The following is a 20,414-nucleotide window of genomic DNA, read 5'->3' on the forward strand; positions in this document are numbered from 1 at the left end:
ATAAGTATTCCTAAATTCATGAAAAACTCCTTTCTAACTGAACTGGATTTGCTATCGAAGAGATACCGGGCTAAAACACCACCGCGCTACCGCCTGAGTCGTCGGCATTCGTGCCGGATGCGGTATCCGGCGAATCCGGCAGCCGATGCCTCACCGGTTGTGACGACGTCCGGGCTGCGGGCACCGCCCGATCAGTTGGAGCAGCCGGAATAACCAGAATCGGCTCAATCGCCGGCACGACGGTCTGTGAGGGAATCGACGCGGGCTGGTGGGCGTTATCGACCACACGCTGCACATACCCGGTGCGATACCCCGTCGAAAAATTGCCGCTCGCGTAGCACGACAGGCCTGCGCGCAGCGCAGCCTGTGGATCACGCCGGGCATCCGTTTGCGCAAGGCGCGCTGCGGTAAAACAGCCCTCGAGGACCGCAGCTCCCGCCGCCAGGTTGCGGCACGGATCGAACGCGCTCTGCTCGTTCAGGCCATACGCCGCCCAGTTCGCTCGGTTGACCTGAGCGAGACCGACGCTGAAGTTCCAGCCGGCGGCCGCAAGCGCGCGGACCGTGGCCACAGCCTCAGCTTGGTTCGCTGGCTGACGCACCAGTCGACCGTGCACCACGCCAATCGCATAGGGATTGAATCCGGACTCGGTCCGCACGATCGAGGCCATCGTGACCGGCGAGACCTGGGGCGCGCACTGTTGCACGAGCGTGGCGAAATCGGACGGCAACATCAGTGCCCCCCGCCGCTTTGGCCACTTTGACCGCCTTGCTGTTCGCTCTGCTGCAGGAACAGCGCAGCAGACTGCGTCGGGTCGTATGGGATATGAGACGGCACCTGAGACGGAGTCTGCGTAGTGCCCGCACCGTAGAACTCGGTGATGCTCGCCCCCGCACCGGCCACGTCCCACCAGACCCGGGTATAGAGCTGGTTGTCGATGTCGACATTGATTGCGCCCGTGGCACGGCACAGCAGTTCGCTTTGCTCCGGGCTGCCCCAGTACAGGAGGTCTTCCCGGCAATACCCGCCGCTCGCGAAGGTATTGGTCGCGGACGTTCCCTGCGAGCCGCCTGCGCCGAAGTCACAGGTCGGAAACGGATCGCCATGGCGCAGCGCACTCCAGAGTCGCTCGATCGGCGGCACGCACGCGCCGTACTGCTCAGGACCGCCCGGGTTCGACAGGCAAAGCAGCACCTGACAACCCCAGTCGTCCGCGTGCGCCACGCCAGGCGCGAGAACGGAAGTGCCGGCGAACAGCGTCAGGGCAAGCGCCCACCGACGCACAATGCCGCGCATCGTATGCAACCGCCATCCCATCAATTCCGTACGAAACAAATTCATGATCCGTTTCCTTCCATCGATGCAACGCCGAGGTGTCGAACCGGATGGTGAAAAAGGAACCCATGGCGCCTGGGGGGCAAACCGCGGGCTCAAGGGGGATCAGTCGTCAGGATCAGGCACACAAACAGAAAGACCTGCGAACGCAGGTCTCAGATCGGAACACGACCGCCGTGCTCACACGCATCCGTCGATACGTCGGGGCCGCCTATGCGTACTCGGCCGTGCATGTCGCACGTCGGCCGGAACAGGTTGTCGAATTACTGCCGGGGCTGTGCCACCGAACCGCGAGATCGTGCCGCATCGACCGACCGCGCGCTTTTCCGGCATGCTCCCGGATACGTCAATTCAAGGTTTCTCCGCTAGCAGTCCCGCCAGCGCCTGCTTCGCAGATGAAAGCTCAAGCTCATACCGGCGCCAGGGAGACCTTGGAATCCCGAGCCGGCGACAGATCACCTCGCGACCGGCACGCCACAGATACACCATGCGCAACAGATCGCGGTGACGCACGGCGAGTCGCCTCCATGCGCATTCGATATGATCCGCATCGACCGGATCGTACGGACCACGGCCAGCGCTCGCCCAGTTATCGAGCCGTGCGTCGAGAGATCGCTGTGTGGCGCGCTCATACATCACGATCATCCTCGGCAGGCGGCGAGACGCGATACCCCGCCGGGTCTTCAAGGAACTGCTCAATGTCAGATGCACGCCAGCCCACCGCGCGATCGCCGAGACGGATCGGGCGCGGAAACGTGCCTTCCTGCATCCGCTGGTAGATCGTCGAACGCTTCAGTCCGACCTCCCGTTCGACCTGCCCGCGCCGTAGTATCGCGCCTGTTCCCCTCAACTGGACCGACATGGCCAACCTCCCGCTGTCCTGTTCGAAAGAGTTGCTGCATGGGTCTCATTCAATCAGGTGGGGAGCCTGACGGGCAATTCCGTCATATCGTCGGAAGTGCCCGTCAGAAGTAGCCATCAGTGATGGCGCCCATCCGACTCGTTGACCGAGTCGGGCCTCAATACGGCGGCCAACGTCTGCGAACTGCGCGACGCCTCGCCATTCGCCTGACCTTTGAGTCCGAGTCTTTCGTCGAGTGCGCGCGCAACCGTGGAGGATTTCGGCGGCCGATCGGGCTCCCACTCCGACCAGTACTCCTGCATGACCTCGAAGAGCGCCTCAAGGGTTCTCGTCAGGTGAGGAAGACGCACGGTCATGCCGCGCCCATGCGCGGCATCTGCGGTCGGTGTGTCGGCCGGGATGGTAACAGTGATAGGCAGGCGTTCGAGCCTGCGTTCAAGATGTGACGCCCACACGTGATTCATCACTACGGTCCGGGAGATAGCCAGCTCCAGACGGGCAATACGTCGGTCGCGGCCCCTGAGGCGCGCTGTCAGACGCGTAATCAGGGCCTGTGCTTCTTCAGTACGTCGTTGCCAGTATTCAAGCTCAGGCGTTGATGTCGGATCTTGAATTCCTTGTGCCAGTCTGCCATCGGTCGGTTCGAACATGCTCCCTCCTCTTCAGTGCAGCACGGGACCGTTCGATATCAACGTCGATACCTCAATCACGGCACGGCCTGGCCAGAGATCCTCTTTCGCGGGAGCAGCACCCTCCCCCTGACCTCCCATTAATCTATTGATTGCCTACACATACAGCAAGACAAGGCCCTCTGAAGATATAAAAGCTAATCGTCGTACAGAAAAAATATCGGGCTCATGCCCAAGTCCTTTAAAACAGACATGCACACCTTATCCAGCAGGACTCGCGATTTCGAGCAGCAGCGTCATCGCTTCATCGGCCCGGTCGACGGGCACCAGGATGTGATCGTGGTAATAGCCTGCGATCACATTGCACGAGATCCCTGCATCCGCGAGCTTGCGGCTGATCACCGCGATAAATCCAACCGCCTCGAGACTCGATTGAACTGACAAGGTAATTAGACGGGCGGTGTAGATGTAGGCAAGTCCGAGCCGCAGCGCTTCATCGCGCTCCATGATTGCCGTCAGGCCCTCGAGTTCGCGCACGATACAGAACACCCTTAACCCCGCCGGCAAGGCGAAGTCCGGAAACGAACAATAAACGTAGGTGGCCTCCGCCACGACAGGACTGAGCGTCGCACACAGCTTAGCAAGGTCCTTTTCACTCAACTTTCCACCCTCCCTTGTTGGTGACGTTATGCCACTCCCTGAGTGGCACACGCTTCATGAGTTTAAAAATACTGCACACAGGGCAGCATTTCTAACTGCCGCCGCCCGGACAGGATCGACCGCCTAAGATCAGATCAAAGCTTTTACTGAACAGATACGCATTCAAGGATCGGGGACCACTGGGGACTTCACGTAATCACAAGGAGCCTGCGATGAGATCACCCGCATCATCATCCGTTATTGCCGATCAGACAGCCATGCACACCGCCCTGGACTCAACAGGCATGGACTGGAAAACCCCGCGCGCCAGAACGTGGCGATCACTCTCGGACATCGCCACGGACTGGGCAATCATATGCCTTACCGTGTGGCTTGCCTACCGGATCGGGGTCTGGGCAAGTGTCGCTGCGATCTTCGTCATCGGCAACCGCCAGCGGGCGCTGGGTAACCTGCTGCACGAAGGCGGACACCAGAACCTGAGCAATAGCCGCGCCGTAAACGACCGGATCACCTGTGCCCTTCTTGCAACGCCACTCTTCAACGAGCTGACGCTCTACCGTCTCCAGCATGCCTGGCATCACGGTTCACTCGGCGACCCGGCTCGCGATCCGGACTATCTCTCCAGCGTCACGCACGCCGGTGATCACTGGTTCAGCGTATATCTGCGCGTGCTGACCACACCGTCCATCTGGGCTGGCTCGGTTTTCGGACATTTCATCGACGAACGCCTCGCCTTGCGTCATAAGCTCGCCATTGTCGTGTGGTGGGCAGTGTACGAAGCACTGCTTGACATCATCAGCGGGGCACATTTCGCGCTGCTATTTTTTACGCTATGGATCGGCGCGCGCGCAACGGTGTTCCATGCCATCACAACGTTTCGCGAAATGACCGATCACTACGGGCTCGAACCGGGGGGTATTTTTTCGTATACGCGAGACATTCCGGATCATGGGCTCAGTTCGGTCATCCTGCATCCGCATCACAACGGTTATCACCTGACACACCATCTGTTTCCGCACATTCCCTACCTCGACCTGCCCGAATTTAACGCTCACCTGAAGCAGATCCCGGGTTTCAATCGACGCGCGATCATCTGCGATACCTACGTGAAAGGCGGTCGATCCAGCGTAACGAAGTGGGGAGCGGCCCATGTCTGATCGCACATTGAAATCGGCCCAGATTGCAAGCCTGCTGGTATCCACAAGCTGCGGTACCGGCTTTCTCCTTGGCACCGGCGAACTCGCACTCCATGAAGGAATGGTCGGCTGTCTCTATGCGATCGCCAGCGCCTTGGGCCTGGTTGTGCTCGCTGCATGTGCACGTGGCCTTTCGATAACGCGGAAATCCATCTGGACGAGGCTTGACCAGATCTACGGCACCTCAGTTGGCCGCGCAGTGGCCCTGCTCTCCCTTGTCTGGATGACCGGCGTACTCGCTGCACAGATCCGGGGTGGAACAGCGACACTCACCCTGGCCGGCATCGGTTCGACGTCCGCACTCCTGCTCGTCGATGTCCTATTGATCTGTCTTTCGACATTGCAACTGTCGTGGCTTGCCGCAGGGTTCGCGATCTGCATGTTCGCATGCAACGTCGTGCTCGTGCGCACGTTGTTCCTGACCGGTGGACTCGACGTGTGGCTGCACGCCCCCATCCAGTTTCTGAATGGACTTCAGGGCACAACGCTGGACCATACAGGGTTCACGGTCGCGTCGGTCGTGCTCATGGTCATCTGTGGCGCAGATTATCAGCAGTTCGTGCTAGCGGCGCGCACGCCGGCGATGGCGCGAAATGGTTGTCTCCTCGCGGCAGGGTGCGTTTTCCTGATCGGCTTCCTGCCAGCGTCCGCAGTCGTCGCAGCTTCCCCAGCCTGGCATCTGCAGCATCTCGTCGACCCTGTTCAGGTCATTCCGGTTGTGCTGATACACACACTCTCCGGACCTTCAGCGAATACGGCGAGGACGCTCGTCATTGTCGTATTGCTCACAACCGCACTCGGTGCCGGCTGTTCAATACTTCGGGCGATGACCGATGCCACGGCCTCCCTTGGCCCGCGCTCCTCCGCACGGCCAATCTGGTCGCGCGTCGTGCCGATCGCCCTCGGCACGATCGTCTCCATTCGCGGCCAGAGCCTGGTCGACATGATGATCGATCTCAACATGGTCTACATTACCGCCGTCGGGCCACTCGTGGGATTTGCATTGCTCAACCGCCGCATTTCCGACAGGTGGGCCAACGCGACATTGGCGATCGGATGCAGCATGGCAATCGCGATCTACTTCGTGAAGTGGACAGGGCTGACGACAATCCCGGAAACCAATCCGCTGACCGTTTACTTTCTTCCTTTACTCCTGATTTCCATACTGCTTTGGCGCCGTTCAACTGTCTGCCGGGGAAACGAGCGAATCACGGACTCCTGAAGGTCAGTTGGATTGCGCTCGGCCAACACGATGCGTGCTATTCCAGTCTGCCATCACGCAAGCCTGGTTCATGTCGGATTCCGACCGCCTTGAAGATCCAATCGCCTGTCGTCAGCACTAGCAAAGACACCGTCGGTCGATGCGTCAGCGATCTGCCCAGCGGGTAGCATGCACACTGAAGTCCCATGGGAGAGCATAGGGGATATTTGTCTGAATAAGCTCGAGCGCTTCGCTGCACATCAGAGCGATGCTCCACAAAACGCGAGACTTCTTCCTGACCAAGACTGATGCCGTCGAACTGACGGTCACGCTGCAAGAGCATCCAATGCCGGCAGCTTAGCCTGGCCTCTCCGTGTGCGCTACCGAATTCCGGCGTGCGCACCTGCGAAGCGCGCCGACGGACGCAAAGACTACCTGTCTCTATCCGAACTCGTATCGCGTGCTGGACACCACCAAAGAAAAAGACTTCGACATGCGATCGTTCTCGATCGTGAAGGCGATACCGCGGAGCTCTCGGGAGCCAGTTTGCTGCTCCTCCTAGACGGAGAACTCCTAGTCCCAGTCATAGAAGCGTCCCCTTGAACGGCCTAACTCGCCAACAAGTGTTTCAGCTGCACAGAGCAAGCTGTCAGTACATCAATGGCTACCGTATGCGGCATCGCAACGCCTTGCTACGTGCTCCACTGAACGGATGCCGCAGAAATTGCCAGAAGCAACTATGTTTCTCTTCTCGCTCCACTCTCACTCATGGTTGCGTTAGCACCTCTGCCTCATATCAATGCAACATCCGGGGAGTTCAACCAGTTGCCAGCGTCGCGCAGCCGAACGACCTCCCACACTTAGTCCTCTACAGCTCTCACATCAGCTCTTCAGGTGATTGAATTAATGCCTGACGTGCATATTGCATCACAATTTCGCTGATCCGCTTTGCATTGGGTGGCGCATTCTCCCAATGATGCCAATACAGATTGACGAAAACTCTGCTGCGCGGTGCTAGGGCGACTAGCTCACCTGAGTCAATAAGCGGCTGAACCTGCATGGACGGTACCAGACCATATCCCACGCCAGCCCGAACCGCCATTAGCAACGCCACAGGAGACGGAAAATAATGCACTGCATAGCCTCTTACAGGAAATCCAAGGAGCCTCTCAAGGAATTCCGCATGTAAGCCGTCCTTGCGATTAAAAAGCACGGCAGGTGCAACTAGGATATCGTGCAGATTGAGCCCTTGAGAAAAATGTGCCTCACAAAATGATGGTGTAGCCACGCACTCGTACTCCATCGCACCAATAGTCTCCGCCACAAATCCAGTTGGTGCGTTGCTTGCCGTGGAAACACCGCCAATCGCTTCGCCGCGTATTAACACTGGCAGGGTGAAATCCTGATCGTCAACTATGAGTTCAAGTGCAAAGTTCTCCTTGGCAATCGTACAGGCAACCGGTTCAAACCAAGTTGCCAGCGAGTCTGCATTGACCGCGACCGCGATATTCGTTCGCCCGTTGGTATCGGGCTTGATTTGATTTAGCGTGTCTGCTTCCATCAGCTTGAGGGTCCGGACGTGTCGAAGGACTGCTTCGCCCGCAGGCGTCGGCACGTTTCCATCGCGCACTAGCACCGGCGTCCCCAAGGCTTGCTCTAACGCGATGATTCGTTGCGAAACTGCCCCCCGAGTGACATGCAACGCTTTGGCAGCGCTATCGAATTTTCGCAACTCCACTACAACCGAGAATGTTTCCAGCTGCTGTCGATCGAAGATCATGATATTAACCACGCCCATCAAAAATCACGACCGCATCAGGAAAAAATTTGGCCGTTAAGTAGTCAAATACAGCAATCGAGTCCATCAAACAGAGCACAATAAGCCAGCGTTGGTTTTCTTTGTACCTCTCGCTCCATGGGATCGCGTGTGCGCTAAACGCGCTCGAAGATCCACGGCGCCTTGATCGCCTTCAATACACATCGTCACGAGGTCTTAGCGACGGTTGATTTGTTGCATCTCCTGCATAGCCTTCGTAGATCTCCTAAGCGCGCAGGTGCGCCTTGACGGTCATCGGATAATACGTTCCACCCTTGACCGTCATATCGTTGGCAATAGTGATGCGCCCTCTACTTTCAATGCGCCCGATCCCAGCAATTGTCCACCCGCGGTAGCAATCACGATCCCACGCAACGTGCGTCTCGAAAAACTTTTTGAGACCAAATGCGCCGCCTCGGTGGTTATATTTGCACCACACAAAATGCGCGACAGTCAAATCGAGCCTCCGCAGGTACCTAACCAGAAAGAAGAACGAGACCCTCGGTCAACCGTTAGCCATCGCTAGCAAACGGCGCATGCCAGTCCATCCAGTCATAGTGAGAGTTCATCGTAGCCCACGACCAAGTCGAGACTGGACGGGACGCCTCCTCACTCCTGTCGCTCTGCAATCGGGCTTGCATCCGCCCGCTTGCCTCATGATCGTCATCACACAACTGTCTTTCGCTCGCTATATGTTCCATACAAGTTCAGTCTTAACGTTATTGACAGCCCGCATCCCTCGTTTGCAGCGTAGCAACGGACTGAGTGCGTTTCGAGACGCTCAATATGAGCGTCCAAACGCGATACAGCAAAGATGGGGTCAAAGAGATAGGCATTGATTTCAAAAAGTTTTTTTATAACCCCGCAGATGCGAGAGTTCCAGTACTGAACGCACTGATTCCAATTCTGCTCGAGGTCATGACGCAACTGAGCCGCAAGCGCAAGGACGGGTCCACTCAGTGCTTCTGAGCAAACATTGCGAACACCGCTTCGGCTGGCAAAAGACCGCAATAGTAATAGTCTTTGAGCAGCAGAATAGTCGCTTCGTCTGCATCGTATGACGGCACGATAAAGCGTGCTGCAATGGCTGACTGATGCCATTCACGGACCCAGTCATCCAGTGTTCCGATTGGTAACGGATGATCACAGGCATGCGAGGCAAGGTGTATCTTTTGGAGCTTCATTCCGCTTTTCCTAACGATTGCGCGCTGAGCGTTGGTGCTTCTCAGTGCGTCTTCCAAAGAAATTCCCGTGTGACACGACGGCGACTGCCGTCGACGGCTGGGCGCCGTACCAATGACAGTCATGTTTCGCAACTCCAATCAAATTCGCTCGAAAATCGCAGCAATGCCCTGGCCGCCACCGATGCACATCGTCACGAGCGCATAGCGGCCGCCGATGCGCTGCAGCTCGTACAGCGCCTTCACGGTAATCAGCGCGCCCGTCGCGCCGATCGGGTGGCCGAGCGAAATGCCCGAGCCGTTCGGGTTCACCTTCGCGGGATCGAGGCCGAGCTCCTTGCTGACTGCGCAGGCCTGAGCGGCGAAGGCCTCGTTGGCTTCGATCACGTCGAGATCGCCGATCTTCAGTCCGGCACGCTCCAGCACCTTTTGCGTTGCAGGCACGGGACCGATGCCCATGTAATTCGGATCGACGCCCGCATGCGCATAGGCGACCAGCCGGCCGAGCGGCTTCGCGCCGCGCTTCTCGGCGACGCTGCGCTCCATCAGCACGACAGCTGCCGCCGCGTCGTTGATGCCCGAAGCGTTGCCCGCCGTCACCGAGCCGTTCTCCTTCGCGAATACGGGCTTCAGCTTCGAGAAGTCGTCGACCGTCGCGTTCATGCGGACGTGCTCGTCCGTGTCGAAGACGGTATCGCCCTTCTTCGACGCGATCGTGATCGGGAGAATCTGTTCCTTGAAGTAGCCGGCTTCGATCGCCTTTGCGGCGCGTCGATGCGATTCGAGCGCGAGCGCGTCTTGCGTGTCGCGCGAGATCTCGTATTTTTTCGCGACGTTTTCGGCCGTCACGCCCATGTGGATCGCCTGGAATGGGTCGTGCAGCGCGCCGAGCATCATGTCGACGATGCTCGCGTTGCCCATGCGCTGGCCGAAACGCGCCGACGGCATGCTGTACGGCGCGCGGCTCATGCTTTCCGCGCCGCCGCCGATCGCGATGTCCGCGTCGCCGAGTAAAACGGTCTGTGCCGCCGAAACGATAGCCTGCAGGCCCGAGCCGCATAGCCGGTTCACGGTCAACGCGGGCGCATGCTGCGCGACGCCGCCGTTGAGCGCCGCCACGCGCGCGAGATACATGTCTCTCGGCTCTGTGTGGATCACGTTGCCGAACACGACATGGCCGACGTCTTCTCCGCCGACGTCCGCACGCGACAATGCTTCGCGGACGACGCGCGCGCCAAGATCCGTCGGTGCGAAGTCTTTCAGGCTGCCGCCGAAGTCACCGATTGCCGTGCGTACGCCACTCACTACCACCACTTCACGTTGCATCGCTTTGCTCCTCTGATTTGTCTGTATGGATGTCACGCGGCGCTTTCGCCCACCTCAAGTGACATTGCCGGGCCAACGGTTTTTATAGTTTCCCGTCTCGCTTGGAGTTGAGCGGGAAAGATTGCAAGGATGTATCAAACGCTAGAGTTCATGTCGAGCATCGTGCGCTCGCATTAGAAGTCAGAGAAAAATCAACTACACGACACAACTTTCAGCACGATCTCCAAGGCGTCTTTGAAGACGAAAAATATGCCATATGCGAAGACGACGGCCGCCGCAAGCAGACGTACGAGCCCGAAAAAATCCGTGGGCCTCCAGCGGCATACCGCCTTTAAGAATCTGCCTGTTATTTTCTCGCGCTCCAAGTTGCACCTCAATTACGAGCGAGCCTTTGCCTGCCCAAACGGAGCTGACGTTGGCTGTTGCTTCGGCGCCAGCCTGGATGTGCGGAAAACGGAACACCGTCGTCACCGGTCAGCATGTAAGCGGTGACGGGCGGATTGATCCACTTGCAATTGCGTCAGATCTGACGGACCGAGTTTGTTCAGGTAAGGCAAGCAAGATCCAAAAAAAATTCATTCAAGAATTCGTCCTTAGGTGGATATTAGCGACACGACCTACGTCACGCAACCGCAATGCCAATCTCGATGATCTCCAGAGTTAGCAAGGCTGTCACGTAATAGCGCTATGTACAGGAATCCTTCAACGTAAAGTCTATTTGCGTCAAAAAATGAAACGGATGAATGAATCCTTTTCTTGCCCGGTCCAAACGGACCCCTATGAAGGGGACTGAGGACAAGTCGATTTACGGCTCCCCGTGTTGATCTGGTGGGTTGAGTTCTGGGACAAATTCCGGGACCCGCATAACTGGCCTTTCGGGTTCGGGCGGATAGATGCACCATCTTCCATCACGGTGACGATAAAAGAACATAGCCAACGGGCCGGCTCCGTTATCTGCGACGACACAGACGTAACGTCCGCTTCTCGATCGTCCGTAGTGGCTAACTCGAAATCCCCTCGTAGGGTCCGGCGCCAACCAATCCTGAACCATCGTCCTTAGCGACCTTCCTGTACTCGCCATCCCCTTCTCCATACTCTCGATACAAGTGTCCCAGCAATCGCCTAGATCGGGGAATCAATTCTTTTCTGATCCGTTCAATGTGCATTGCCCGTATCGTCGTTGCCGCTCTGATCGACTGTACGATCTGCGCTGAGAATCTCATACTCAGCTATTTCACTATCTCGCCTGTACGTTTGAATGCGCATGGTCAGTGGGTGATTGAATAACCATCAGCTCCGACAATCCACGATAGACCGGATTCCGATTCCAGACCGTTCCCGTTTGCGCCAACCGCAATCCCGGCCATTGGCGCAAGACACTATTAATGACGATTTCCCCTTCTGCGAGAGCCAGCCCGGCACCAATGCAGACGTGCGGCCCAGAACCAAATGCGAGGAGTTGGCCCGGTTTCCTCGAGATGTCGAGTCGCTGCGGATTCTGGTATCGACGGGGGTCCCTGTTTGCCGAACCGATTAAACCAATAACCAGATCACCCCGGCGACAGTCTTGACCATGCAACGACATATCTACGGCCAGGCGTCGCGCCGTATACTGCACGGGACTATCGAAGCGCAGCAGTTCTCTAACTGCAGCAGACACGCGACGTGGCTCCTCGCGTAGCAATTCCCAAATCTCGCTATAAGCGAGCAGATGATAGAGACTGTTGGCAAGGAAGTGCCGGGAAGTCTCATGTCCAGCAAAGAGAAGCATCGCGCATTGCGCGAGTACCTCAGTCCCGCCGGCTATTCTTCCGTCCCTGCTGGCCACGACAAGATGGTCGACCAGATTGTTCGCAGGCGAATCCCATTGCGCTATTCGCCCCTCGAAGTAACGACTCATCGCTAGCAGGCTTGCTCTTGCCCGCCGAGCCTGAGCCATTGTCGGCTTCGGCGCACCAATGAACTCAGCAAGATCGTTTGACCATGCAATAAAGTCGTTCATGTCTCGCGCGTCGACGCCCATCATGCCCGCGATGACGAGCGCGGGAAGTGGACGCGCGACACGCTCCACGAAGTCGAATGCATTTCGCGAGTCAATGCCGTCGATGAGCTCCTCGACTTGTGACGCAATCAACGATCGCGCGTGACCCATCACCTCTCCCCGAAACCCTGCGTTGAGCACTTCGCGCATCCGCTGATGGTCCGGCGCATCCAAAAATAACATCGCTCTGGAAAACAATCGCTGGAAATCCTGCAACTCATTCTTCGCATCGCTTCCGAGTCCGGTAATCCAGCGCCCTGTCCGTCGAGCAGAGAACCTTGGGTCGCGCAGCATTGCCTCCACGTCTTCATAGCGTGTCAGTATCCATCCGCCGCCGTAGAATTCACCACTCCAAAAGATGGGAGTTGCCTCACGGAGCGCATCATAGATCGCATACGGATCTGCGAAAAATGCTTCATTGGTGAACCGCGGCCGCCAGTCCGATGAGTTCATTTTTGCGTCCTCATTCCAAGCCGCGTCAGGAGGTCCTGATCACGTGTTACCTGAGGATTGTCGGTGGTCAGGAGCTTATCGCCATAGAAGATCGAATTGGCTCCAGCAAGAAAGCAAAGCGCCTGCGACGAGTCGTCCATTTGCTCCCGCCCAGCCGAAAGGCGCACCATCGCCTTGGGCATTGTGATCCGCGCCACCGCAATTGTGCGTACGAACTCGAACCGGTCGATAGCCTCAATGCCGGCTAACGGGGTGCCCTCGACCTGGACCAGGTTATTGATTGGCACTGATTCCGGGTATGGCTCGAGATTCGCCAATTGAGCAATGAGTCCGGCACGCTGCGTCCGCCCCTCACCTAACCCGACAATTCCTCCGCAGCAGACACGGAGGCCGGCTTCACGTACCTTTTCCAGCGTCTCGAGTCGGTCCTGGTATGTGCGCGTGCTGATGACGCGTCCGTAGAATTCCGGCGCGGTATCAATGTTGTGATTGTAGTAATCCAACCCTGCGTCTTTCAGTGCATGCGCCTGGCCCATGTCGAGCATGCCGAGTGTCATGCACGTCTCCATCCCGAGTGCCTTCACGCCGCGAACCATCTCGCTTACGCGCTCGATGTCACGCTGCTTCGGACTGCGCCATGCAGCACCCATACAAAAACGTGTTGCACCCTGGGCCTTGGCTGATTTTGCGGCGTCAAGCACCTGTTCCAGTGGCAACAGTTTGGTAGCAGCAACGCCTGTGTCGAAATGTGACGACTGGGGGCAATAGCCACAATCCTCCGCACAACCGCCAGTCTTTATCGACAGAAGTGTAGAAAGCTGAACTTCGTTAGCATCGAAATGCAGTCGATGAATCGCCTGTGCCCGGTACAATAGATCTGTAAAAGGGAGCGCGTAGAGTGCCTCGATTTCATCTGTGCGCCAACGAGCCTTCGACGAGAAAGCACGTTTTCTCAAGTTCGATGCTGAGATCGTAGTAATTACCGTCACGATAAGTCTCCTGAGGCAGGCAATTTTGCTACCTGCCATGGTTGGTAATTCTTCAGCGGCAATACTCGTCGCGAATTCGAGAGCACTATCGCGGCGCCAATGCCCATCAACAAGCGAGCTACAGCTCTGCAACTTCGTCGCTAAAACTCACACCGGGACTGACGCCTAATCGCGCCGCCCGTAACAGCACCGTCGTGGTCGGGTCGCGAATACCCGGCTGTCGCAAACCTGACAAAATCTGGACCAATGCGATACCCTCACCACTTCTACTGACCATAAGAAGCTGAATCTCCTACGCCGACCTCAGAATTTCCCGTCGAGTCACTATTGCTTCCCCTTGATGGCAGCCAAGGCTGTTCGCAGATGTTCGATCATCGACACAGCGTAGAGCGACATGTGCCACCTCCTTGGGCGACGACGATGCATGCGCTCTCTAGTTGCATGGAATCGCGTGTGCGTTAAACGCGCTCGAAGATCGCCGCAATGCCTTGACTGCCCACAATACGAATCGTCAAAAGAACAGAGTGACCATTGATGCGTTGTAGCTCGCAAACAGCCTTCGTAGCGATGATGGCTCCTCTTGCGCCAATCGGATAACCACGAGAGACTGACGACCCGCTCCGGTTTACTCGTTCCGGTTGAAGTGACTTCGCGCAAGAAAAAAGCGTTGTCCGAGGCAAATAAGCACGATTGGCCGGTTGCTTGAGCCTTGGTTAGAGATCCGGGATCGTATCCGGAGCCGGGACCGTCGACACCTGCTGCTCGAGTGCAGCCGCCTCTTGCGCCTGCAATGCGCGGACAAACGCGTTTCTCTCTTGCAAGCGATCCCAATACGCTGCCACTGCAGGCGTAAACCGAGCGCTCAGTCCCAAGTGCTGGCCAAGCATCAGCGCATAACCGACGGACACATCTGCGGCCGTAAAGCGGTCCGCACACAGATACGGGCGCTCGGCGAGCAGTGGTTCCAGCGTCCGCAGCCTTGCCAGAAACCACTTCGCATAGTCGTCCGCTACCGTTGGCTGCCGTCGATGCTCCGGCTCAAAGCGGGAATATCGCAACACGAGCGTTTGAGGAAACGTAAGCGTCGCTTCCCCGAAGTGGAGGTAGTTCAGGAACGCACCAAATCCCTGCTCGTGCGGTTCAAGCTGCAACGGCGTCGGCGCATGGACCGCACAAAGGTACTGGCAGATTGCGGCTGACTCGGTCATGCGGGTTTCACCGTTGACCAGTAACGGAATTGTCCCCAGCGCATTGACAGCGAGATAGGAGCGATCGTGCACTCTGGGAGGAAAAGGCAGCATCACGAGTTCGTAGGGAACGGCCAGTTCCTCCAGCATCCACAGGGGGCGGAACGACCGGGCGCTCATGCAGTGATATAGCTTGATCAAGACTGCTCCAGAATCTGAGGTGTCAGTGGTCGCGCCCAACGAGCAGCGCCTGCGCAACACGCGAATTGGGATTGCGTCTTAGCGCATTGCTGATCCAGCCCGAGCATGTCGCCAGACGCTCCAGATCAATTCCGGTATGAACTCCGAGGCCATTGAGCAGATAGACGAGGTCTTCCGTTGCGACGTTACCGGACGCGCCCTTCGCGTATGGGCAACCGCCGAGACCAGAGATTGAGCTGTCGAAAACCGACATTCCCAACCCCAGAGACGCGTAAATGTTCGCGATCGCCATGCCATACGTGTCGTGGTAGTGACCTGCAAGCGACGAAAGCGGCACGTCCCGGGCAACGATTTCCAGCATCCGCCGAACGGTGGCAGGTGTCCCCACACCGATCGTGTCGCCGAGGGAGACTTCATAACAGCCCATTTCGTAGAGAGATAGGGCCACCCACGCGACTCGGTGCGGCTCGACTTTCCCTTCATACGGGCAGCCAACGACGCAGGAAACGTAGCCACGCACCTTGACTCCCGCGGCTCTCGCCGCGGACATTACCGGTTCGAAACGCTTCAGGCTCTCACTGATGCTGCAGTGGATGTTCTTCTGCGAGAACGACTCGGACGCTGCGCCGAATATAGCGACCTCGGTCGCGCCGGCCTCAACGGCGGACTCGAACCCTTTCAGGTTCGGCGTCAATACCGGATAGCTGACACTCGGCTTGCGTCGAATCCTCTTCAAGACCTCGGTGCTGTCGCCCATTTGAGGTACCCATTTCGGCGAAACGAAGGCGGTCGCCTCCACTGCCGACAAGCCGGCGTCTGCAAGACGTTCGATCAACTCTATCTTGACGTCGGTGGGAACCCATTCCTTCTCGTTCTGCAATCCGTCGCGCGGACCGACTTCAACGATCTTGACCTTACTCGGGAACATCATTCCAACTCCTCGAACACGCCCAACACGTCGACGCGTTTCGTTCATCTTCGATTGCATCGCCCCAATTGCAGGCCATCAGCCAGAACTAGCCTGATGGCGCCAATCATCGGGGCCCAACGAGAGACTGCAATGGCGGCGCTACGCATCAGCCTCAAAGTCCACCAGCGTCGCTCCATCTACCACCTGATCCCCGACGGCGTAGCGGAAGGCCTTGACCGTGCCGTTTTTCGACGCGGCGATGGTATGCTCCATTTTCATTGCCTCCATCACGAGCAGCGGGGTTCCCTTGTCCACTGCAGCACCCTCCTCCACAAGCAAAGCCGTGATTCGACCTGGCATTGGGGAGCGCAATTGACCGTCCGCCTCCTCCCCCTGACCGCCATGCTCTACCGTGTCTGCCCGCGAAATCGGGAAATAGCGGCCCTCGAGAAAAACATGCCGACGCTCCCCGGAGATGATCACCGCGGCCGATAAGCGCCGCTCGCCGATTTGCACATGCAGCGCCCCGTTAGTTTCCAGCGTCCCGCGGGTCATGACTGTCCGCGCTGCGATCGTCATTTCCCATCCGTCATGTGACGGCACAATTTCAATCGTCTGGTAATCGTCACCGCGACGAAGTTTCATCGTGCGCCGGCCACGACCATTGAGGCGCCAGCCATCGAGCGACCGCCACGGTGAAGCCGAATCCGCGCCCGCGTAGCGTTGCCCGTCCCGGTGCTCATGCAGCAATTCCGCCAGCACGGCAAGCAACCAACCCTCATCAGGAACGTCGGGCGCGTCCGGAAACAGGATGGAGGCTTCGCGCTCGATGAGCGCCGTATCGAGATCAGCGCCAGCAAAGGCCGGAGTGGTGACTAGCCGCGCAAGAAATTCGACGTTGTTCTGAACACCGACTACGCGATACTGCGCGAGCGCCTTACGCATGCGGGCCAGCGCCTGATCCCGGTCCCGGTCCCAGACGATGAGTTTCGCGATCATCGGATCGTAGTACGGCGTGATTTCGTCCCCTTGCTCGACGCCGGTATCTACGCGCACATGGTCGGACTCCGGCGGAGGCACGAGGTGAATCAGCCGCCCTGTTGAAGGAAGAAAGCCGTTCGCCGGATCCTCGGCGTAAATGCGCGCCTCGATGGCATGGCCATCGATCCGCAACTGCTCCTGCGTCAGCGGCAATGGCTCGCCGCAAGCGACTTGCAACTGCCATTCCACCAGGTCCACGCCACTGATCATCTCGGTGACAGGGTGCTCTACCTGTAGCCGCGTATTCATCTCCATGAAGTAGAAGCTGCCATCCTGGTTGGCGATGAATTCGACAGTGCCTGCCCCCACGTAGCTGACCGCGCTGGCTGCGTCAATCGCGGCACGTCCCATCGCCGCACGCTGCTCCGCGGAGATGTGCGGAGCCGGTGCTTCCTCAAGCACCTTCTGGTGCCGACGCTGCACTGAGCAGTCACGCTCGAACAGATAGACGTATTGCTTGTGCATATCGCCAAAGACCTGGATCTCGATATGCCTCGGCCGCAGCACATACTTTTCGACCAGCACCTGGTCGTCCCCGAAAGCGTTCATCGCCTCGCGCTTGCAGGAGGCCAGGGCAGTTGCGAATTCCTCCGCATGGTCGACGCGACGCATGCCCTTTCCGCCACCGCCAGCACTGGCCTTGATCAAGACCGGATAGCCGATCTCGTCCGCGCGTTCGGCCAGGAACTCGGGGGCTTGGTTCTCGCCATGGTATCCGGGCGTAAGCGGCACACCAGCCTTCTCCATCAGCGCCTTGGCGGCCGATTTGGAGCCCATAGCCCGAATGGCTGCCGCCGTGGGTCCGATGAATACGATCCCGGCGCGTTCGCAAGCCTGAGCAAATTCGTCGTTCTCCGACAGGAACCCGTAGCCCGGATGGATTGCGTCGGCACCGGTCGTCATCGCGGCCCCGATGATGCGTTCGATGACCAGGTAGGATTCGCGTGCGGCGGCTGGACCAATACACACTGCCTCGTCTGCCAACCGGACGTGCCGGGCGCCCGCATCCGCTTCCGAATAGACGGCAACGGTCGACACACCCATACGCCTTGCCGTTTTAATGATCCGGCAGGCGATTTCCCCCCGGTTGGCAATCAGTATCTTGTTGAACATGTTTCAGCGCCCCTTCCATGTAGGCGCCCGCTTCTCGAGAAAGGCACTCAGGCCCTCCTGCGCCTCGGGCGATGAACGCAGCGCTGCAATGAAGCACGCGCAGTCGTCGGTGAGACCGGCGGTAACAGGCCGGTTCGCGACCAGCCGGATCAGCGCAGTGGAAGCGGCCTGCGCCAACGGGCCACCATCCAGCAGCGATTCGATAGTCGTCTCCACCAGATCGTCCAGAAGATCCAGTTCCGCTACTTCGTGTGCAAGGCCGATCTCACGGGCCCGTGCAGCGGAAATTCGCTCGGCGGTCTGAAAATAACGATATGCCTGCCTTTCACCGATGGCGCGTACGACATAGGGGCTGATGACACCCGGCGCCAAGCCAAGCCGTACTTCCGACGTTGCGAAAATCGCGTTGGTAGACGCCACGCAAATGTCACACGCAGACGCGATTCCCATACCGCCGCCCATCGCGGCACCGTGCACACGCGCAATCGTCGGCTTCGTGCATTCCGACACGGTCCGAAAAAGCTCTGCAAGACGCTGAGCGTCAGCGAGGTTTTCTTCGGTTGACGCCTGACCCTGGCGCTTCATCCAGTTGAGATCGGCTCCAGCAGAAAAGCTTTTGCCTCGGCCCGCCAATACAATGGCGCGCACCGACGTATCGGTGTCTAACGATTGAAGCAATCCCGTCAATTCCGCGATTAACGTCTCATTGAAGGCGTTATGGCGCTCAGGAAGATTCATCCAGACCCAGGCAACTGGGCCACGAGATTCAAGTTCAAGAGTAGTCCAGCTCACTTGGTCCTCACATACGGAACACGCCAAAGCGCATCGGGGGAATGGGCTCGTTCAGGGTCGTCGCCAACGACAGTCCGAGCACGCGTCGTGTCTGTGCGGGATCGATCACCCCGTCGTCCCACATTCGCGCCGTCGCGTAGAACGGGTGACCTTGCCGTTCGTACTGAGCGCGAATCGGCGCCTTGAAATGGTCTTCTTCCTCCGGAGACCATTGGCCGCCCTTCGCCTCGATACTGTCACGGCGTACCGTGGCGAGGACCGACGCAGCTTGTTCGCCACCCATCACGCTAATACGCGCGTTCGGCCACATCCACATATAGCGCGGGCTGTATGCCCGACCACACATACCGTAGTTGCCCGCACCAAAGCTGCCGCCGATCACCAGAGTGAGTTTTGGAACCTGTGCCGTCGCTACTGCCGTCACCATCTTCGCGCCATGCTTAGCGATGCCTTCGTTCTCGTACTTGCGGCCCACCATAAAGCCTGTGATGTTTTGAAGGAAAAGGAGCGGAATGCCGCGCTGCGCGCACAGTTCGATGAAGTGCGCGCCCTTCTGTGCCGCCTCACCGAATAACACGCCGTTGTTGGCGACGATACCAAGAGGCATTCCGTACAGACGCGCAAATCCGGTCACCAGCGTGCTACCGTAGCGTGCCTTGAACTCGTCGAAGCGGGATCCGTCCACAAGTCGCGCGATAATCTCGTGGACGTCGTACGGCTTTCGCGTATCCGCCGGTACGACACCATAGATCTCGCTGGGGTCGTAAAGTGGCTCTTCAGCTGGCACATATAGCGTCGAAGGCTTAGCCGGGCGTTTAAAGGTCGCGACGATGCGTCGAGTAAGGAACAGCGCATGCTGATCATTCTCGGCAAGATGGTCCGCGACGCCTGAGATGCGCGTATGGACATCTCCTCCGCCAAGATCTTCCGCCCCCACGACTTCGCCGGTCGCAGCTTTCACAAGCGGTGGGCCAGCAAGAAAAATGGTCCCCTGGTTTCGTACGATGATGGTTTCATCGCTCATCGCCGGCACGTAAGCCCCACCGGCGGTGCACGAACCCATCACCACGGCGATTTGCGGAATGCCCTTCGCCGACATGTTGGCCTGATTGAAGAAGATCCGCCCAAAGTGCTCCCGGTCAGGAAACACTTCATCCTGACGCGGCAAATAGCCGCCGCCAGAATCGACGAGGTAGATGCACGGCAGATGGTTCTGCTCTGCAATCTCCTGGGCGCGCAGGTGCTTCTTGACGGTCATCGGGTAATACGTCCCTCCCTTGACCGTCGCGTCGTTGGCAATGATGATGCATTCTCTGCCTTCGATCCGCCCGATCCCCGCAATGACACCGGCCGAAGGCGCTTCATCGTCGTACATGCCGAGGGCGGCGAGTTGACCGATCTCCAGAAATGGGGTTCCCGGATCGAGCAGTTGCTCGATCCGCTCACGCGGCAACAGCTTCCCGCGAGCAACATGCTTCTGG

The 20,414-nt window shown here is 58.2% G+C and carries 19 protein-coding genes; 2 read left to right on the top strand and 17 right to left on the bottom strand.

The window, feature by feature from the left end:
* Positions 1-70: 70 nt before the first annotated feature.
* The 6 genes from FFS45_RS29760 to FFS45_RS29785 all read right to left on the bottom strand — a co-directional run bounded on the left by FFS45_RS29760 (position 71) and on the right by FFS45_RS29785 (position 3,486).
* Positions 71-733, bottom strand: a complete 663-nt coding sequence (locus FFS45_RS29760; RefSeq protein ID WP_137958215.1) for a lytic transglycosylase domain-containing protein — start codon at positions 731-733, stop codon at positions 71-73.
* Positions 733-1,341: a hypothetical protein gene (locus FFS45_RS29765; RefSeq protein WP_137958216.1), complete on the bottom strand. Its 609-nt coding sequence runs from the start codon at positions 1,339-1,341 to the stop codon at positions 733-735. The genes FFS45_RS29760 and FFS45_RS29765 overlap by 1 nt, the downstream gene beginning before the upstream one ends.
* Positions 1,342-1,686: 345 nt before the next feature.
* Positions 1,687-1,971 carry a hypothetical protein gene (locus tag FFS45_RS29770; protein ID WP_137958217.1) on the bottom strand — a complete coding sequence of 95 codons (285 nt, stop codon included), beginning with the start codon at positions 1,969-1,971 and terminating at the stop codon, positions 1,687-1,689.
* Positions 1,964-2,197 (bottom strand): AlpA family phage regulatory protein, encoded by a 234-nt coding sequence (locus FFS45_RS29775; protein ID WP_137958218.1) that lies wholly within the window; start codon positions 2,195-2,197, stop codon positions 1,964-1,966. Before FFS45_RS29775 ends, FFS45_RS29770 begins: the two co-directional genes overlap by 8 nt.
* 116 nt (positions 2,198-2,313) lie before the next feature.
* Complete coding sequence (locus FFS45_RS29780) at positions 2,314-2,847, bottom strand: hypothetical protein (protein ID WP_137958219.1); 534 nt, start codon at positions 2,845-2,847, stop codon at positions 2,314-2,316.
* Between the two features lie 240 nt (positions 2,848-3,087).
* Positions 3,088-3,486: an ACT domain-containing protein gene (locus tag FFS45_RS29785; RefSeq protein ID WP_137958220.1), complete on the bottom strand. Its 399-nt coding sequence runs from the start codon at positions 3,484-3,486 to the stop codon at positions 3,088-3,090.
* A 284-nt stretch (positions 3,487-3,770) separates the two neighbouring features.
* Here FFS45_RS29785 and FFS45_RS29790 point away from each other — a divergent pair, with 284 nt between their 5' ends.
* Both FFS45_RS29790 and FFS45_RS29795 read left to right on the top strand, forming a co-directional pair.
* Entirely contained in the window at positions 3,771-4,643 is an 873-nt protein-coding gene (locus FFS45_RS29790) for a fatty acid desaturase (protein WP_249362983.1), read from the top strand.
* Positions 4,636-5,904 (top strand): hypothetical protein, encoded by a 1,269-nt coding sequence (locus FFS45_RS29795; protein WP_137958222.1) that lies wholly within the window; start codon positions 4,636-4,638, stop codon positions 5,902-5,904. Before FFS45_RS29790 ends, FFS45_RS29795 begins: the two co-directional genes overlap by 8 nt.
* An 856-nt stretch (positions 5,905-6,760) precedes the next feature.
* On the opposite strand, the gene FFS45_RS29800 is transcribed toward FFS45_RS29795, so the two are convergent.
* From FFS45_RS29800 to FFS45_RS29860, 11 genes are all read right to left on the bottom strand, one after another.
* Positions 6,761-7,681 (bottom strand): HTH-type transcriptional regulator ArgP, encoded by a 921-nt coding sequence (locus FFS45_RS29800; RefSeq protein WP_249362984.1) that lies wholly within the window; start codon positions 7,679-7,681, stop codon positions 6,761-6,763.
* Positions 7,682-8,655: 974 nt separating this feature from the next.
* Positions 8,656-8,883, bottom strand: a complete 228-nt coding sequence (locus FFS45_RS29810) for a hypothetical protein (RefSeq protein ID WP_137958224.1) — start codon at positions 8,881-8,883, stop codon at positions 8,656-8,658.
* Positions 8,884-9,021: 138 nt separating this feature from the next.
* Positions 9,022-10,206, bottom strand: coding sequence for a beta-ketothiolase BktB (gene bktB / locus FFS45_RS29815; RefSeq protein ID WP_137958225.1), 1,185 nt, complete (start codon positions 10,204-10,206; stop codon positions 9,022-9,024).
* A gap of 1,237 nt (positions 10,207-11,443) precedes the next feature.
* Positions 11,444-12,700 carry a cytochrome P450 gene (locus FFS45_RS29825; protein ID WP_137958227.1) on the bottom strand — a complete coding sequence of 419 codons (1,257 nt, stop codon included), beginning with the start codon at positions 12,698-12,700 and terminating at the stop codon, positions 11,444-11,446.
* Complete coding sequence (bioB, locus tag FFS45_RS29830; RefSeq protein WP_249362989.1) at positions 12,697-13,680, bottom strand: biotin synthase BioB; 984 nt, start codon at positions 13,678-13,680, stop codon at positions 12,697-12,699. Before bioB ends, FFS45_RS29825 begins: the two co-directional genes overlap by 4 nt.
* A 467-nt stretch (positions 13,681-14,147) precedes the next feature.
* A complete protein-coding gene (locus FFS45_RS29835) occupies positions 14,148-14,369 on the bottom strand; it encodes a hypothetical protein (protein ID WP_137958229.1) in 222 nt (73 codons plus the stop codon).
* 33 nt (positions 14,370-14,402) lie between these two features.
* On the bottom strand, positions 14,403-15,077 hold the full coding sequence (locus tag FFS45_RS29840) for a glutathione S-transferase family protein (RefSeq protein WP_137958238.1): 675 nt from the start codon (positions 15,075-15,077) through the stop codon (positions 14,403-14,405).
* A 22-nt stretch (positions 15,078-15,099) separates the two neighbouring features.
* Positions 15,100-16,008: a hydroxymethylglutaryl-CoA lyase gene (locus tag FFS45_RS29845; RefSeq protein WP_137958230.1), complete on the bottom strand. Its 909-nt coding sequence runs from the start codon at positions 16,006-16,008 to the stop codon at positions 15,100-15,102.
* A gap of 138 nt (positions 16,009-16,146) precedes the next feature.
* Positions 16,147-18,141 carry an acetyl/propionyl/methylcrotonyl-CoA carboxylase subunit alpha gene (locus FFS45_RS29850; protein ID WP_137958231.1) on the bottom strand — a complete coding sequence of 665 codons (1,995 nt, stop codon included), beginning with the start codon at positions 18,139-18,141 and terminating at the stop codon, positions 16,147-16,149.
* Positions 18,142-18,144: 3 nt separating this feature from the next.
* Entirely contained in the window at positions 18,145-18,933 is a 789-nt protein-coding gene (locus FFS45_RS29855; protein ID WP_137958232.1) for an enoyl-CoA hydratase/isomerase family protein, read from the bottom strand.
* Positions 18,934-18,940: 7 nt separating this feature from the next.
* Positions 18,941-20,414, bottom strand: a 1,474-nt coding sequence (locus tag FFS45_RS29860; protein ID WP_137958233.1) for a carboxyl transferase domain-containing protein, incomplete at its 5' end; no start/stop codon positions are given.

Source organism: Burkholderia sp. 4M9327F10 (genome assembly GCF_005503145.1).
Classification (GTDB): Bacteria; Pseudomonadota; Gammaproteobacteria; order Burkholderiales; family Burkholderiaceae; genus Paraburkholderia.